The sequence below is a fragment of the Pseudomonas hormoni genome, from assembly GCF_018502625.1.
Classification (GTDB): Bacteria; Pseudomonadota; Gammaproteobacteria; order Pseudomonadales; family Pseudomonadaceae; genus Aquipseudomonas; species Aquipseudomonas hormoni.
On the sequence record NZ_CP075566.1, the window covers coordinates 572180 to 586027 of the forward strand.

The following is a 13848-nucleotide window of genomic DNA, read 5'->3' on the forward strand; positions in this document are numbered from 1 at the left end:
CAGCATTTGTAACTTGCAGCTGCTAACAAGGGTGGTTCGGGAAGAATTGAACGCCCGTTTGATCGGGTGGAATGGTTGAAAACCTATCCAAGAGGATTTTGAAATGGCAGAGATTACTGCAGCGTTGGTTAAAGAACTGCGTGAGCGTACTGGCGAAGGCATGATGGATTGCAAAAAGGCCTTGACCAAGGCCGGCGGCGACATCGAAAAAGCCATTGATGACATGCGTGCTTCCGGCGCTATCAAGGCTGCCAAGAAAGCAGGCAACGTGGCTGCTGAAGGCGCTATCGCTCTGAAGGAAGACGGTAAATCCGCCGTTCTGCTGGAAGTGAACTCGCAGACCGACTTCCTGGCTCTGCAGGACGACTTCAAGGCATTTGTCGCTTCCAGCGTTGAAAAAGCGTTCGCTGACAAACTGACTGACGTTGCTCCGCTGATCGAAGCTCAAGAAGCCGATCGCCTGGTTCTGGTCGGCAAGGTTGGCGAAAACGTCAACATCCGTCGCCTGGTTCGCGTTGAAGGTGATGTTGTCGGTGGTTACCTGCACGGCAACAAGATCGGTGTTGCGGTTGTTCTGAAGGGCGGCAACGTTGAGCTGGCCAAAGACATCGCTATGCACGTAGCGGCCAGCAACCCTGAGTTCCTGCTGCCATCGGAAGTTTCCGCTGAAGCTATCGAGCGCGAAAAAGCCGTGTTCCTGCAGCTGAACGAAGAGAAAATCAAAGGCAAGCCAGAAAACATTGTTGAAAACATGGTCAAAGGCCGTATCAGCAAGTTCCTGGCTGAAGCAAGCCTGGTTGAGCAGGCGTTCGTCAAGAACCCTGAAATCAAGGTCGGCGAACTGGCCAAGAAAGCCGGTGCTGAAATCGTTTCTTTCACCTACTTCAAAGTAGGCGAAGGCATCGAGAAGCCGGTCGACAACTTCGCTGAAGAAGTTGCTGCCCAGCTGGCTGCCGCCAAGCAATAAGACGGTTTTTTAACTGTCGCCCTGAAGAGGCTGCCCGCTTACGCGCGCAGCCTCTTTTCAGATGGGGCACCAATTTTTTATTGGTTTCCCTTTGGAACTGGCTTACAAAGCCATGTTCCGATGGCGCTGAAGCAGCGCCAAGCTAGAGTGAACGCCAGCTGTAAACAGCTCGCAAAGAATTTTTAAAATACGCCGCAGGAGAGATTCGCAATGGCTCAGCAGGGCAGTGGTTATCAGGCTCGCTATAAACGCATTCTACTCAAGCTTAGCGGCGAGGCCCTGATGGGCTCGGAAGAGTTCGGGATCGATCCGAAAGTTCTGGATCGCATGGCGCTGGAAGTCGGCCAACTGGTTGGCATCGGTGTTCAGGTCGGTCTGGTGATCGGCGGCGGCAACCTGTTCCGCGGTGCAGCGCTGAGCGCAGCCGGCATGGATCGGGTCACGGGCGACCACATGGGCATGCTGGCCACTGTGATGAACGCCCTGGCCATGCGCGATGCGCTGGAACGTGCCAATATCTCGGCCATCGTGATGTCGGCCATTTCCATGGTTGGCGTGACCGATCACTATGATCGCCGCAAAGCCATGCGCCACCTGAACTCCAAAGAAGTCGTGATCTTCGCGGCCGGCACCGGCAATCCGTTCTTCACCACGGATTCGGCAGCCTGCTTGCGTGCGATCGAAATCGACGCTGACGTCGTGCTGAAAGCGACCAAGGTCGATGGTGTCTACACCGCCGATCCATTCAAGGACCCGCATGCCGAGAAGTTCGATCATCTGACCTACGATGAAGTGCTGGATCGCAAGCTGGGCGTGATGGATCTGACGGCCATTTGCCTGTGCCGCGACCACAAGATGCCGTTGCGCGTATTTAACATGAACAAGCCCGGCGCCCTGCTGAACATCGTGCATGGCGGCGCTGAAGGGACCCTGATCGAGGAAGGCCAACAATGATCAACGAAATCAAGAAAGACGCTAAAGAGCGTATGCAGAAATCCGTCGAGTCGCTGATGCACAACTTCGGCCGTATTCGTACCGGCCAGGCGCACCCGAGCATTCTGGAAGGCGTGATGGTGCCGTATTACGGCTCCGATACCCCGATCAAGCAAGTGGCGAACATCACTGTCAAAGACGCCCGTACCCTGCAAGTCGTTGCCTTTGAGCGCAACATGCTGGGTGCCGTCGACAAAGCCATCGGCAGCGCCGGTCTGAACCTCAACCCGACCAACCTGGGTGAGCTGCTGCTGATCTCCATGCCGGCCCTGACCGAAGAAACCCGCAAGGGCTTCACCAAGCAGGCTCGCGATGTCGCGGAAGATGCCCGTGTTGCCGTGCGCAACATCCGTCGTGACGCGAACAGCCAGCTCAAGGATCTGGTCAAGGAAAAGGAAATCAGTGAAGACGAGGAGCGTCGCGCCACTGGCGAAATTGATGATCTGACCAAAAAGTACGTGGCTGAAATCGACGCGAATTTGGCGCAGAAAGAAAAAGACCTGATGGCCGTATAAGGGTCGCGTTTTCATGGAAAAGACCAAGCAGGTTGCACCGTCCGCGGTGCCGCGCCATGTCGCGATCATCATGGATGGCAATAATCGCTGGGCGAAAAAACGCTTTATGCCGGGTGTCGCCGGGCATAAAGCGGGCGTAGATGCGGTTCGTGCAGTGATCGAGGTGTGTGCCGAGGCCAAGGTCGAGGTGTTGACCCTGTTCGCCTTCTCCAGCGAGAACTGGCAGCGCCCGGCCGATGAGGTCAGTGCCTTGATGGATCTGTTTTTCAAGGCATTGCGTCGGGAGGCCAAGCGCCTGAACGAAAACAACATCAGTCTGCGCATCATTGGCGACCGTTCGCGCTTTCATCCAGAGCTTCAGGCGGCCATGCGCGAGGCTGAAGCCATGACGGCGGGCGCCAATCGCTTCGTCCTGCAGATCGCCGCCAACTACGGCGGTCAGTGGGACATCGCGCAAGCCGCGCAGCGTCTGGCGCGGGAAGTCCAGGCCGGTCATCTGCGTCCGGAAGACATTACCCCGGAACTGTTGCAAACCTGCCTGGCCACCGGCGACCTGCCGTTGCCGGACCTGTGTATTCGAACCGGTGGCGAACACCGCATCAGTAACTTTCTGTTGTGGCAACTGGCCTACGCCGAGTTGTACTTCTCCGACCTGTTCTGGCCGGACTTCAAACACGACGCCATGCGCACCGCGCTGGCCGATTTCGCTTCTCGTCAGCGTCGCTTCGGTAAAACGAGCGAGCAGGTCGAGGCTGGAGCCCGGGTTTAATGCTTAAACAACGAATCATCACCGCGTTGATCCTGCTGCCGATTGCCTTGTGCGGGTTTTTCCTGCTCGAAGGTTCCGGCTTCGCGCTGTTCATCGGGTTGGTCGTAACCCTCGGTGCCTGGGAATGGGCGCGTCTGGCAGGTTTCGCCGCTCAACCGATTCGCGTCGCCTACGCAGCGGTAGTCGCGTTGATGTTGTTTGTCATGCACATCCTGCCGGGGCTTGCGCCTTGGGTGTTAGGTGCCTCTGTGCTGTGGTGGGGCGTGGCGACCTATCTGGTGCTGACCTATCCGCGCTCCAGCGAGCTTTGGTCCAGTGCCGCTTGCAAGCTGGTGATAGGGTTGCTGATCCTGTTGCCGGCCTGGCAAGGTCTGGTGCAGATCAAGCAGGAGCCATTGGGCAACTGGTTGATCATGGCGGTGATGGTGCTGGTCTGGGGTGCCGATATCGGCGCCTACTTTTCCGGTCGGGCCTTCGGCAAGCGCAAACTCGCGCCGCTGGTCAGTCCCGGCAAGAGCTGGGAAGGCGTGTATGGCGGCCTGGCGCTGAGCCTGGTCATCACCGTGATTGTCGGCCTGGTTCGCGACTGGACGGTTGCCCAGCTTTTCAAAGGGTTGATCGGTGCAGCAATCATCGTGTTCATCTCGGTAGTGGGAGACCTCACCGAAAGCATGTTCAAGCGCCAATCCGGGATCAAGGACAGCAGTAATCTGCTGCCCGGTCACGGCGGTGTGCTGGATCGCATTGACAGTCTGACGGCCGCGATCCCTGTATTCGCTGTGCTGTTGTGGATGGCGGCACCGTGAGCCGCCCGCAGCAGATTACCGTTCTGGGTGCGACCGGTTCGATCGGTCTGAGCACGCTCGACGTCATTGCTCGTCATCCCGAGCGTTATCAGGTTTTTGCCTTGAGCGGCTTCACGCGTCTGAGCGAGTTGCATGCGCTTTGCGTCCGTCATGCGCCGAAGTTCGCCGTAGTGCCAGAGCAGAACGCTGCCCGGGTCTTGCAGGACGATTTGCGTGCAGCCGGTCTGTCGACTCGAGTGCTGGTGGGGGAGGAGGGCCTGTGTCAGGTCGCGTCCGATCCTGACGTCGATACGGTCATGGCGGCCATCGTCGGTGCGGCGGGCTTGCGTCCGACCCTGGCGGCAGTTGAAGCCGGCAAGAAGATACTCCTGGCCAACAAAGAAGCGCTGGTGATGTCCGGCGCGCTGTTCATGCAGGCCGTACGCAAAAGCGGTTCGGTGCTGCTGCCGATCGACAGCGAGCACAACGCGATTTTCCAGTGCATGCCACAGGATTTTTCCCGTGGGCTCGGGGTCGTGGGCGTTCGTCGGATTCTGCTGACAGCCTCTGGCGGTCCGTTCCGACAGACACCCTTGGCCGAACTGGCCGATGTTTCGCCTGAGCAGGCCTGTGCGCACCCGACCTGGTCCATGGGGCGCAAGATCTCCGTGGATTCGGCGAGCATGATGAACAAGGGGCTCGAGCTGATCGAGGCCTGCTGGTTGTTCGACGCCAAGCCGTCCCAGGTGGAAGTGGTGATTCACCCGCAGAGTGTGATTCATTCGCTGGTCGACTACATCGACGGTTCGGTATTGGCTCAGTTGGGTAATCCCGACATGCGCACACCGATCGCCAACGCCCTGGCCTGGCCGGAGCGTATCGATTCGGGCGTTGCTCCGCTGGATCTGTTCGCCATCGCACGTCTGGACTTCCAGGCGCCTGATGAAGAGCGTTTCCCTTGCCTGCGACTGGCGCGTCAGGCCGCCGAGGCGGGCAATAGCGCGCCAGCCATGCTCAATGCGGCAAATGAAGTGGCTGTCGCCGCCTTTCTCGACGGGCGGGTTCGTTATCTGGAAATCGCGAGTATCATCGAAGAAGTATTGAATCTCGAGCCTGTGGTTGCGGTGGATGATCTCGAGGCGGTGTTCACGGCTGACGCGAAAGCGCGAGTCCTGGCCGGGCAATGGTTGAGTCGTCACGGGCGGTAAGTGCTGCAACACGTTGGCCCATGCAGCACTGGATAGGATTGCGGAGAAAGTAGATGAGCGCGCTCTATATGATTGTCGGCACCCTGGTAGCACTGGGCGTGCTGGTCACCTTCCACGAATTCGGCCATTTCTGGGTCGCGCGTCGCTGTGGGGTCAAAGTGCTGCGCTTCTCCGTGGGCTTCGGCATGCCGTTGCTGCGCTGGCACGACAAGAAAGGCACTGAGTTCGTCGTCGCCGCGATCCCGCTGGGCGGCTACGTGAAGATGCTTGATGAACGCGAAGGCGAAGTGCCAGCCGATCAGCTCGATCAGTCCTTCAATCGCAAATCCGTTCGTCAGCGCATTGCAATTGTGTCGGCAGGCCCGATTGCCAACTTTTTACTGGCGATGATTTTTTTCTGGGTGCTCGCGATGCTCGGCAGCGAGCAGGTGCGGCCTGTCATCGGTGCCGTCGAGTCCGGCAGTATGGCCGCCAAGGCCGGTTTGAGCCCGGGACAGGAAATTGTCGCCATCGATGGTGAGCCGACGTCGGGCTGGGGCGCAGTAAACCTGCAATTGGTTCGTCGTCTTGGCGAGAGCGGTTCGCTTCAGGTGCTGGTTCGTGAGCAGGGTTCCACAGCGGATTCGCCTCGTGAGCTGGTCCTGGATAAATGGCTCAAGGGCGCCGACGAACCGGATCCGATTCGTTCGCTGGGTATTCGACCTTGGCGTCCGGCATTACCGCCCGTTTTGGCCGAACTTGACCCGAAAGGCCCGGCACAGGCGGCTGGCCTGAAAACCGGTGACCGGTTGTTGGCGCTTGATGGCAAGGCACTGGATGACTGGCAGCAGGTGGTCGATACCGTCCGTACGCAACCGGATACCAAAATCATGCTGCGCGTCGAGCGTGATGGTGCTCAAATCGACGTCCCTGTGACGCTGGCCGCTCGTGGCGAGAAGAAGGCACCCAGCGGTTATCTGGGGGCAGGGGTGAAAGCGATCGATTGGCCACCGGAGATGATTCGCGAGGTCAGTTACGGTCCTTTGGCAGCGATTGGCGAGGGGGCTCGACGCACCTGGACCATGAGTATATTGACCCTCGATTCGCTCAAGAAAATGTTGTTCGGTGAGCTCTCGGTAAAAAACTTGAGTGGACCGATAACCATTGCTAAAGTGGCGGGCGCTTCTGCCCAGTCGGGCGTCGCTGATTTCCTGAATTTCCTTGCTTATCTGAGTATTAGCCTGGGGGTTCTGAATTTGTTGCCCATTCCTGTACTGGATGGGGGGCATTTGTTGTTTTATCTGATCGAGTGGGCGCGTGGTCGCCCCTTGTCGGATCGGGTGCAGGGTTGGGGGATACAGATCGGCATCAGTTTGGTGGTCGGGGTGATGTTGCTTGCTCTGGTCAATGATTTGGGTCGTCTGTAACACTTCGCTGATATTGCGAATCTGCCGCATTTTGCGGCAGTTTGTTTATTGCCAGTTGGAATAAGAAAGGACTTCATGAAACGTCTGCTGCTAACTGCGGTTCTCACCGTATTGATGATCGCCGAAGTTCACGCCGAGTCCTTCACTATCTCTGATATTCGCGTCAATGGCCTCCAGCGGGTCTCCGCGGGTAGCGTCTTTGGTGCCTTGCCGTTGAACGTCGGTGAACAGGCGGATGATCGTCGCCTGGTGGAATCCACTCGTGCGCTGTTCAAAACCGGGTTCTTTCAAGATATCCAGCTGGGCCGCGATGGCAACGTCCTGGTCATCACGGTAGTCGAGCGCCCGTCAGTCGCCAGTATCGAGATCGAGGGCAACAAGGCGATCTCCACTGAAGACCTGATGAAAGGCCTCAAGCAATCCGGTCTGGCCGAAGGCGAGATCTTCCAGCGTGCCACCCTCGAAGGTGTGCGTAACGAACTGCAGCGCCAATACGTCGCGCAGGGTCGCTACTCGGCTACGGTCGACACCGAAGTGGTGCCGCAGCCGCGCAACCGCGTCGGCCTGAAGGTCAATATCAACGAAGGCACCGTCGCTGCTATCCAGCACATCAACGTGGTGGGTAACACGGTCTTCCCTGATGAGGACCTGATCGACCTGTTTGAACTCAAGACCACCAACTGGCTGTCGTTCTTCAAGAACGATGACAAGTACGCTCGTGAAAAGCTTTCCGGTGACCTGGAGCGTCTGCGTTCCTACTACCTGGACCGCGGCTATATCAACATGGATATCGCTTCGACCCAGGTCTCCATCACCCCGGACAAGAAACACGTCTACATCACCGTCAACGTCAACGAAGGCGAGAAGTACACCGTTCGTGACGTCAAGCTGAGCGGTGACCTGAAAGTCCCTGAGGACCAGGTCAAGTCGTTGCTCCTGGTGCAGAAAGGCCAGGTGTTCTCGCGCAAGCTGATGACCACCACGTCCGAACTGATTACCCGCCGTCTGGGTAACGAGGGCTACACCTTCGCCAACGTCAACGGCGTGCCTCAGCCGCACGATGAAGACCACACCGTCGATATCACGTTCGCTGTCGATCCGGGCAAGCGTGCCTACGTCAACCGCATCAACTTCCGTGGCAACACCAAGTCCGAAGACGAAGTGCTGCGCCGTGAAATGCGTCAGATGGAAGGTGGCTGGGCTTCGACCTACCTGATCGACCAATCCAAGACTCGTCTTGAGCGTTTGGGCTTCTTTAAAGAAGTGAACGTCGAAACCCCTGCTGTCCCGGGTGTCGATGACCAGGTTGACGTGAACTACAGCGTTGAAGAACAGGCTTCCGGTTCGATTACCGCCAGCGTCGGCTTCGCACAGAGCGCCGGTCTGATCCTCGGTGGTTCGATCACCCAGAACAACTTCCTGGGTACCGGTAACAAGGTCAGCGTCGGCTTGACCCGCAGTGAATACCAGAGCCGTTATAACTTCGGTTATGTCGACCCGTACTGGACTGCTGACGGTGTGAGCCTGGGTTACAACGCGTTCTATCGCACCACTGACTACAAAGACCTCGACGTCGACGTAGCCAGCTATGCCGTAGACAGCCTGGGTGCGGGCGTGAGCGTCGGTTACCCGATTAGCGAAACATCGCGCCTGACCTTCGGCCTGACCGCGCAACAGGACAAGATCAAGACTGGCCTGTACACCGTTGACGAGATCTTCGACTTCGTTAACAAGGAAGGCGACAACTACCTGAACTTCAAGGCTTCGGCCGGTTGGTCCGAGTCGACCCTGAACAAGGGCGTACTGGCGACACGTGGTCATTCCCAAAGCCTGGTGCTGGAGACCACGACGCCGGGCAGTGACCTGTCGTTCTTCAAACTCGACTACCGTGGCCAGTTGTTCCAGCCACTGACCGAAAACTACACCATGCGCCTGCATACCGAGCTGGGTTATGGCGATGGTTACGGTTCGACCGATGGCTTGCCGTTCTATGAAAACTACTATGCTGGTGGTTTCAACTCGGTTCGTGGCTTCAAGGACAGCACCCTGGGTCCTCGCAGTACACCGAGTACCGGCCGCAACCCTGGTACTGCGCTCGATCCGGACCAGGATCCGCTGCCATTCGGTGGTAACGTCCTGATCCAGGGCGGTGTAGAGGTTCTGTTCCCTCTGCCGTTCGTCAAGGATCAACGTTCTCTGCGTACCTCGGTATTCTGGGACGTGGGTAACGTGTTCGACTCGCAGTGCAAGACGCCGACCAATGCCGACGGTTCGAAGTCCAATACACAGTGCAACGACATCAGCCTGAGCAACATGGCCAGCTCTGTCGGTGTAGGTGTGACATGGGTTACCGCACTGGGTCCTCTGAGTTTCGCGTTGGCCATGCCGATCAAGAAACCGGATGAGGCTGAAACTCAAGTGTTCCAATTCTCCCTCGGCCAGACGTTCTAAGCGTCTGACCCAAGATAACGACAATGGATTTTGTAGGAGTGCATCGTGCGTAAGTTGACTCAATTGGTTCTCCTGGCGACCGTACTGGTAGCAGGTCCGGCTTTTGCCGACATGAAAATCGCCGTTCTGAACTATCAGATGGCTCTGCTGGAATCCGATGCGGCCAAGAAATACGCCGTGGATGCCGAGAAGAAGTTCGGTCCGCAGCTGACCAAGCTCAAGACGCTGGAAAGCAGCGCCAAGGGCATTCAGGACCGTCTGATGGCGGGCGGCGACAAGATGCAGCAAGGCGAGCGTGAGCGTCTGGAGCTTGAATTCAAGCAAAAGGCCCGTGACTTCCAGTTCCAGTCCAAGGAGCTGAACGAAGCCAAAGCCGTTGCTGACCGTGAAATGCTGAAGCAGCTCAAGCCGAAACTGGACAGCGCTGTGGAAGAAGTCATCAAGAAAGGTGCTTTTGACCTGGTCTTCGAGCGTGGCGCAGTGATTGATGTCAAGCCTCAGTACGACATCACTCGCCAGGTTATCGAGCGCATGAATCAGCTGAAGTAATCCATGACAGCGATCATAAAACTCGGCCAGTTGGCCGAGTTCCTCGGCGCCACCCTGCGTGGCGACCCGGAGAAGGAAATTACTGGGCTAGCCACTTTGCAAGAGGCTGGCCCAGCTCAGTTGAGCTTTCTGGCAAATCCCCAATACCGTAAGTACCTGGCCGACAGCCGGGCTGCAGCCTTGTTGCTGAAAGCCGCTGACGCCGAAGGTTTTGCCGGGGATGCGCTGGTCGTGCCCGACCCGTATCTCGCTTATGCACGCGTTTCCCACCTGTTCGATCCCAAGCCAAAGGCGGCTGCCGGTATTCATCCGACAGCAGTAGTGGCGGAGGACGCGGTGGTCGATCCGGCGGCGAGTATCGGTGCATTTGCGGTCATCGAAAGCGGGGCGCGAGTTGATGCTGGGACGACCATTGGCGCGCACTGCTTCATCGGCGCCCGTAGCGTCATTGGCGAAGGTGGCTGGCTCGCACCGCGCGTCACGCTGTATCACGACGTGCGCATCGGCAAGCGGGTGGTGATTCAATCCGGTGCGGTACTGGGTGGAGAAGGCTTCGGCTTTGCCAACGAGAAGGGCATTTGGCAGAAAATCGCCCAGATCGGTGGTGTTCTGGTCGGTGACGATGTGGAGATCGGCGTGAATACCGCCATCGACCGCGGTGCGCTGGCCGATACCGTCATCGGTAATGGCGTCAAGCTCGACAATCAGATTCAGATCGCCCACAACGTCCAGGTCGGTGATCACACCGCCATGGCCGCGTGCGTGGGGATTTCCGGCAGCACCAAAATCGGCAAGCACTGCATGCTCGCCGGTGGCGTAGGGCTGGTGGGACATATCGAAATTTGCGACAAGGTTTTCATTACCGGGATGACCATGGTGACCCACTCGATTACCGAGCCGGGTTCCTATTCTTCCGGTACAGCCATGCAACCGGCTGCCGAGTGGCGCAAAAGCGCGGCACGCATCCGTCAGCTCGATGACATCGCGCGACGTCTGCGACAGCTGGAAAAGCGTGTAGGGGAAGTGACCCCTGACGGTAATGCTTCATCAGATGGCTGATACCATTTTCATATCAAGTGTGCACAGCCGCTAGACTGCCTCCTTGATTTGCTGGAGGGGCGCGCGTCAGTCGCGCGCTCCCAATCTTTACATAGGCTTCCCCCCGAAATGATGGACATCAACGAGATTCGCGAATACCTGCCTCACCGTTACCCGTTCCTGCTGGTGGACCGGGTCGTGGAACTGGACGTGGAAGGCAAGCGCATTCGCGCCTACAAGAATGTCAGCATCAATGAGCCGTTCTTCAATGGTCACTTCCCTGCGCATCCCATCATGCCAGGCGTATTGATCATCGAAGCGATGGCCCAGGCTGCCGGGATCCTTGGTTTCAAGATGCTGGACGTGAAACCGGCCGATGGCACCCTGTATTACTTCGTCGGCTCCGACAAGCTGCGTTTCCGTCAGCCGGTCAAGCCGGGCGACCAGTTGATCCTGGAAGCCACCTTCATCAGCTGCAAGCGCAAGATCTGGAAGTTTGAATGCCAGGCATCGGTGGATGGCAAGCCAGTCTGCTCGGCCGAGATCATCTGTGCGGAACAAAAAGTATGAGTTTGATTGACCCTCGCGCAATCATCGATCCGTCAGCCATCCTGGCCGACGGCGTCGAGGTCGGCCCATGGTCGATCGTCGGCGCAGGTGTGGAAATCGGCGAGGGGACAGTGATCGGGCCGCATGTGATTCTCAAGGGCCCGACCCGAATCGGTAAGCACAATCGCATCTACCAGTTTTCTTCGGTAGGCGAGGACACGCCCGATCTGAAATACAAAGGTGAAGAAACCCGCCTGGTCATCGGTGACCACAACGTCATCCGTGAAGGCGTGACGATTCACCGTGGCACCGTGCAGGACCGTTCGGAAACCACCCTGGGCGATCACAACCTGATCATGGCCTATGCCCACATCGGCCACGACAGTGTCATCGGCAACCACTGCATCCTGGTCAACAACACCGCGCTGGCGGGCCATGTGCACGTTGAGGACTGGGCGATCCTGTCCGGTTTCACCCTGGTCCACCAGTATTGCCATATTGGCGCCCACAGCTTTTCCGGTATGGGCACCGCCATCGGCAAGGACGTTCCAGCCTACGTCACCGTGTTCGGCAACCCGGCCGAAGCACGCAGCATGAACTTCGAAGGCATGCGTCGCCGTGGTTTCAGCGAAGACGCGATCCACGCCTTGCGTCGTGCCTACAAGGTGGTTTACCGCCAGGGCCTGACCGTCGAGCAAGCGCTTGCCGAGCTGGCCGAACCTTCGGCGCAGTTTCCGGAAGTCGCGGTGTTCCGTGATTCCATCCAGTCTTCGACCCGCGGCATCACGCGTTAATCATGGCTAATCTGCGTATTGCGCTGGTGGCGGGTGAGGCTTCCGGTGACATTCTGGGTGCCGGTCTCATGCGTGCGCTCAAGGCACAGCATCCGGCAGTCGAGTTCATCGGTGTCGGTGGTCCGCTGATGCAGGCCGAAGGCCTGACCTCGTATTTCCCGATGGAACGTCTCTCGGTCATGGGTCTGGTGGAAGTGCTGGGTCGGCTGCGCGAGTTGCTCAAGCGTCGCAAGAAGCTGATTGCCGACCTGATCGCCGAGAAGCCCGATGTGTTCATCGGTATCGATGCCCCGGACTTCAACCTGAATATCGAACTCAAGCTGCGTCAGGCCGGGATCAAGACCGTGCATTACGTCAGCCCGTCGGTGTGGGCGTGGCGGCAGAAGCGGGTGCTGAAGATTCGCGAAGGCTGCGACCTGATGCTCACGCTGTTTCCGTTCGAAGCAAAATTCTATGAAGAGAAGGGCGTGCCGGTACGGTTTGTCGGGCACTCCCTGGCCGATGCGATCCCGCTTGAAGCTGATCGCGCTGCCGCACGGGCCGAGCTCGGTTTGCCGGACGGGCCGTTGGTCGCGCTGATGCCCGGCAGTCGCGGTGGCGAAGTGGGTCGACTGGGGGCGTTGTTCCTCGATACCGCCAAGCGTCTGCGCGCCCTGCGTCCTGGCGTGCGGTTCGTCATGCCGTGCGCCAGTCCTCAGCGCCGCGCGCAGCTTGAAGAGCTGCTCGTCGGTCGCGATCTGCCGCTGACCCTGCTCGACGGCAAGTCCCATCTGGCGCTGGCAGCTTGCGACGCGGTGTTGATCGCTTCCGGAACGGCGACCCTCGAGGCGCTGTTGTACAAGCGGCCGATGGTCGTTGCCTATCGTCTGGCGCCACTGACGTTCTGGATTCTCAAGCGCATGGTCAAGAGCCCCTACGTCTCGTTGCCGAACCTGTTGGCTCAGCGCCTGTTGGTGCCCGAGTTGCTGCAGGACGATGCGACCGTTGAAGCGCTGGCCCAGACGCTGTCGCCATTGATCGAAGGTGGCGAAGAGCAGACACGCGGCTTTGATGAAATTCACCGGACCCTTCGTCTGGATGCCTCCAACCAGGCTGCGGATGCAGTGCTGAAGCTGATCGGCCAAGTACAATGAGTAAAACAAGCATGCAAATGGGGCTGGATTTCACCTTGGTCGCTGAAGTCGAAGATCTGGTTGCCGGTGTTGACGAAGTCGGTCGCGGCCCGCTCTGCGGTGCCGTGGTAACCGCGGCTGTGATCCTCGATCCGAACCGTCCGATCCTGGGCTTGAACGATTCGAAGAAACTCACCGAAGCCCGCCGCGAAAAGCTCTACGACGAAATCTGCGAGAAGGCCCTGAGCTGGTGCATCGCGCGCGCGGAAGTCGAAGAAATCGACGAGCTGAACATCCTCCATGCCACCATGCTGGCCATGCAGCGCGCGATTGAAGGCCTGCACATTCAGCCAAAACTGGCGATGATCGACGGTAACCGCTGCCCGAAACTGTCCATGCGCGCCGAAGCGGTGGTCAAGGGTGACAGCAAGGTCCCGGCAATCGCCGCCGCCTCGATTCTGGCCAAGGTCAGTCGCGACCGCGAGATGGCGGCCTTCGAATTGATTTACCCGGGTTACGGCATCGGTGGTCACAAGGGTTACCCGACGCCCGTTCATCTGGAAGCGCTGGCACGCTTGGGGCCAACCCCGATTCATCGCCGCTCGTTTGCGCCTGTGCGGTTGGCGTATGAAGCGCGCGAAAGCCTCATTGAGAGTTAGTCGTGAGGCTGATGTTTTCGCCAAGGCCCGGTACAATCCGGGCCTTGTTGTTT

General features: G+C 58.4%; 14 protein-coding genes. All 14 read left to right on the forward strand.

The window, feature by feature from the left end; all coding sequences use genetic code 11:
* The first annotated feature begins 103 nt into the window (after positions 1 to 103).
* The 14 genes from tsf to rnhB all read left to right on the forward strand — a co-directional run bounded on the left by tsf (position 104) and on the right by rnhB (position 13795).
* Complete coding sequence (tsf, locus tag KJF94_RS02565) at positions 104 to 967, forward strand: translation elongation factor Ts (RefSeq protein ID WP_214380961.1); 864 nt, start codon at positions 104 to 106, stop codon at positions 965 to 967.
* A 210-nt stretch (positions 968 to 1177) separates the two neighbouring features.
* Positions 1178 to 1921 (forward strand): UMP kinase, encoded by a 744-nt coding sequence (gene pyrH / locus KJF94_RS02570; protein ID WP_003189161.1) that lies wholly within the window; start codon positions 1178 to 1180, stop codon positions 1919 to 1921.
* On the forward strand, positions 1918 to 2475 hold the full coding sequence (frr, locus tag KJF94_RS02575; RefSeq protein WP_008028968.1) for a ribosome recycling factor: 558 nt from the start codon (positions 1918 to 1920) through the stop codon (positions 2473 to 2475). Before pyrH ends, frr begins: the two co-directional genes overlap by 4 nt.
* A 13-nt stretch (positions 2476 to 2488) precedes the next feature.
* Positions 2489 to 3244 (forward strand): polyprenyl diphosphate synthase, encoded by a 756-nt coding sequence (gene uppS / locus KJF94_RS02580; RefSeq protein WP_084322274.1) that lies wholly within the window; start codon positions 2489 to 2491, stop codon positions 3242 to 3244.
* The gene (locus tag KJF94_RS02585) at positions 3244 to 4050 is read left to right on the forward strand and encodes a phosphatidate cytidylyltransferase (protein WP_214380962.1); all 807 of its coding nucleotides are present in this window, start codon (positions 3244 to 3246) and stop codon (positions 4048 to 4050) included. Before uppS ends, KJF94_RS02585 begins: the two co-directional genes overlap by 1 nt.
* Entirely contained in the window at positions 4047 to 5237 is a 1191-nt protein-coding gene (gene ispC, locus KJF94_RS02590) for a 1-deoxy-D-xylulose-5-phosphate reductoisomerase (RefSeq protein WP_214380963.1), read from the forward strand. The genes KJF94_RS02585 and ispC overlap by 4 nt, the downstream gene beginning before the upstream one ends.
* Before the next feature lie 53 nt (positions 5238 to 5290).
* Positions 5291 to 6643 carry a sigma E protease regulator RseP gene (gene rseP, locus KJF94_RS02595; RefSeq protein ID WP_214380964.1) on the forward strand — a complete coding sequence of 451 codons (1353 nt, stop codon included), beginning with the start codon at positions 5291 to 5293 and terminating at the stop codon, positions 6641 to 6643.
* 75 nt (positions 6644 to 6718) lie between these two features.
* Positions 6719 to 9094, forward strand: coding sequence for an outer membrane protein assembly factor BamA (bamA, locus tag KJF94_RS02600; RefSeq protein ID WP_214380965.1), 2376 nt, complete (start codon positions 6719 to 6721; stop codon positions 9092 to 9094).
* Positions 9095 to 9139: 45 nt separating this feature from the next.
* On the forward strand, positions 9140 to 9643 hold the full coding sequence (locus tag KJF94_RS02605; RefSeq protein WP_008028980.1) for an OmpH/Skp family outer membrane protein: 504 nt from the start codon (positions 9140 to 9142) through the stop codon (positions 9641 to 9643).
* 3 nt (positions 9644 to 9646) lie between these two features.
* Positions 9647 to 10702, forward strand: coding sequence for a UDP-3-O-(3-hydroxymyristoyl)glucosamine N-acyltransferase (gene lpxD / locus KJF94_RS02610; protein ID WP_214380966.1), 1056 nt, complete (start codon positions 9647 to 9649; stop codon positions 10700 to 10702).
* A gap of 108 nt (positions 10703 to 10810) precedes the next feature.
* Positions 10811 to 11251: a 3-hydroxyacyl-ACP dehydratase FabZ gene (gene fabZ / locus KJF94_RS02615; RefSeq protein ID WP_214380967.1), complete on the forward strand. Its 441-nt coding sequence runs from the start codon at positions 10811 to 10813 to the stop codon at positions 11249 to 11251.
* Positions 11248 to 12024, forward strand: a complete 777-nt coding sequence (lpxA, locus tag KJF94_RS02620) for an acyl-ACP--UDP-N-acetylglucosamine O-acyltransferase (RefSeq protein WP_214380969.1) — start codon at positions 11248 to 11250, stop codon at positions 12022 to 12024. The genes fabZ and lpxA overlap by 4 nt, the downstream gene beginning before the upstream one ends.
* Positions 12025 to 12026: 2 nt before the next feature.
* Positions 12027 to 13157 carry a lipid-A-disaccharide synthase gene (lpxB, locus tag KJF94_RS02625; RefSeq protein WP_214380971.1) on the forward strand — a complete coding sequence of 377 codons (1131 nt, stop codon included), beginning with the start codon at positions 12027 to 12029 and terminating at the stop codon, positions 13155 to 13157.
* 11 nt (positions 13158 to 13168) lie between these two features.
* Positions 13169 to 13795, forward strand: a complete 627-nt coding sequence (gene rnhB / locus KJF94_RS02630) for a ribonuclease HII (protein ID WP_214384702.1) — start codon at positions 13169 to 13171, stop codon at positions 13793 to 13795.
* Positions 13796 to 13848 lie beyond the last annotated feature (53 nt).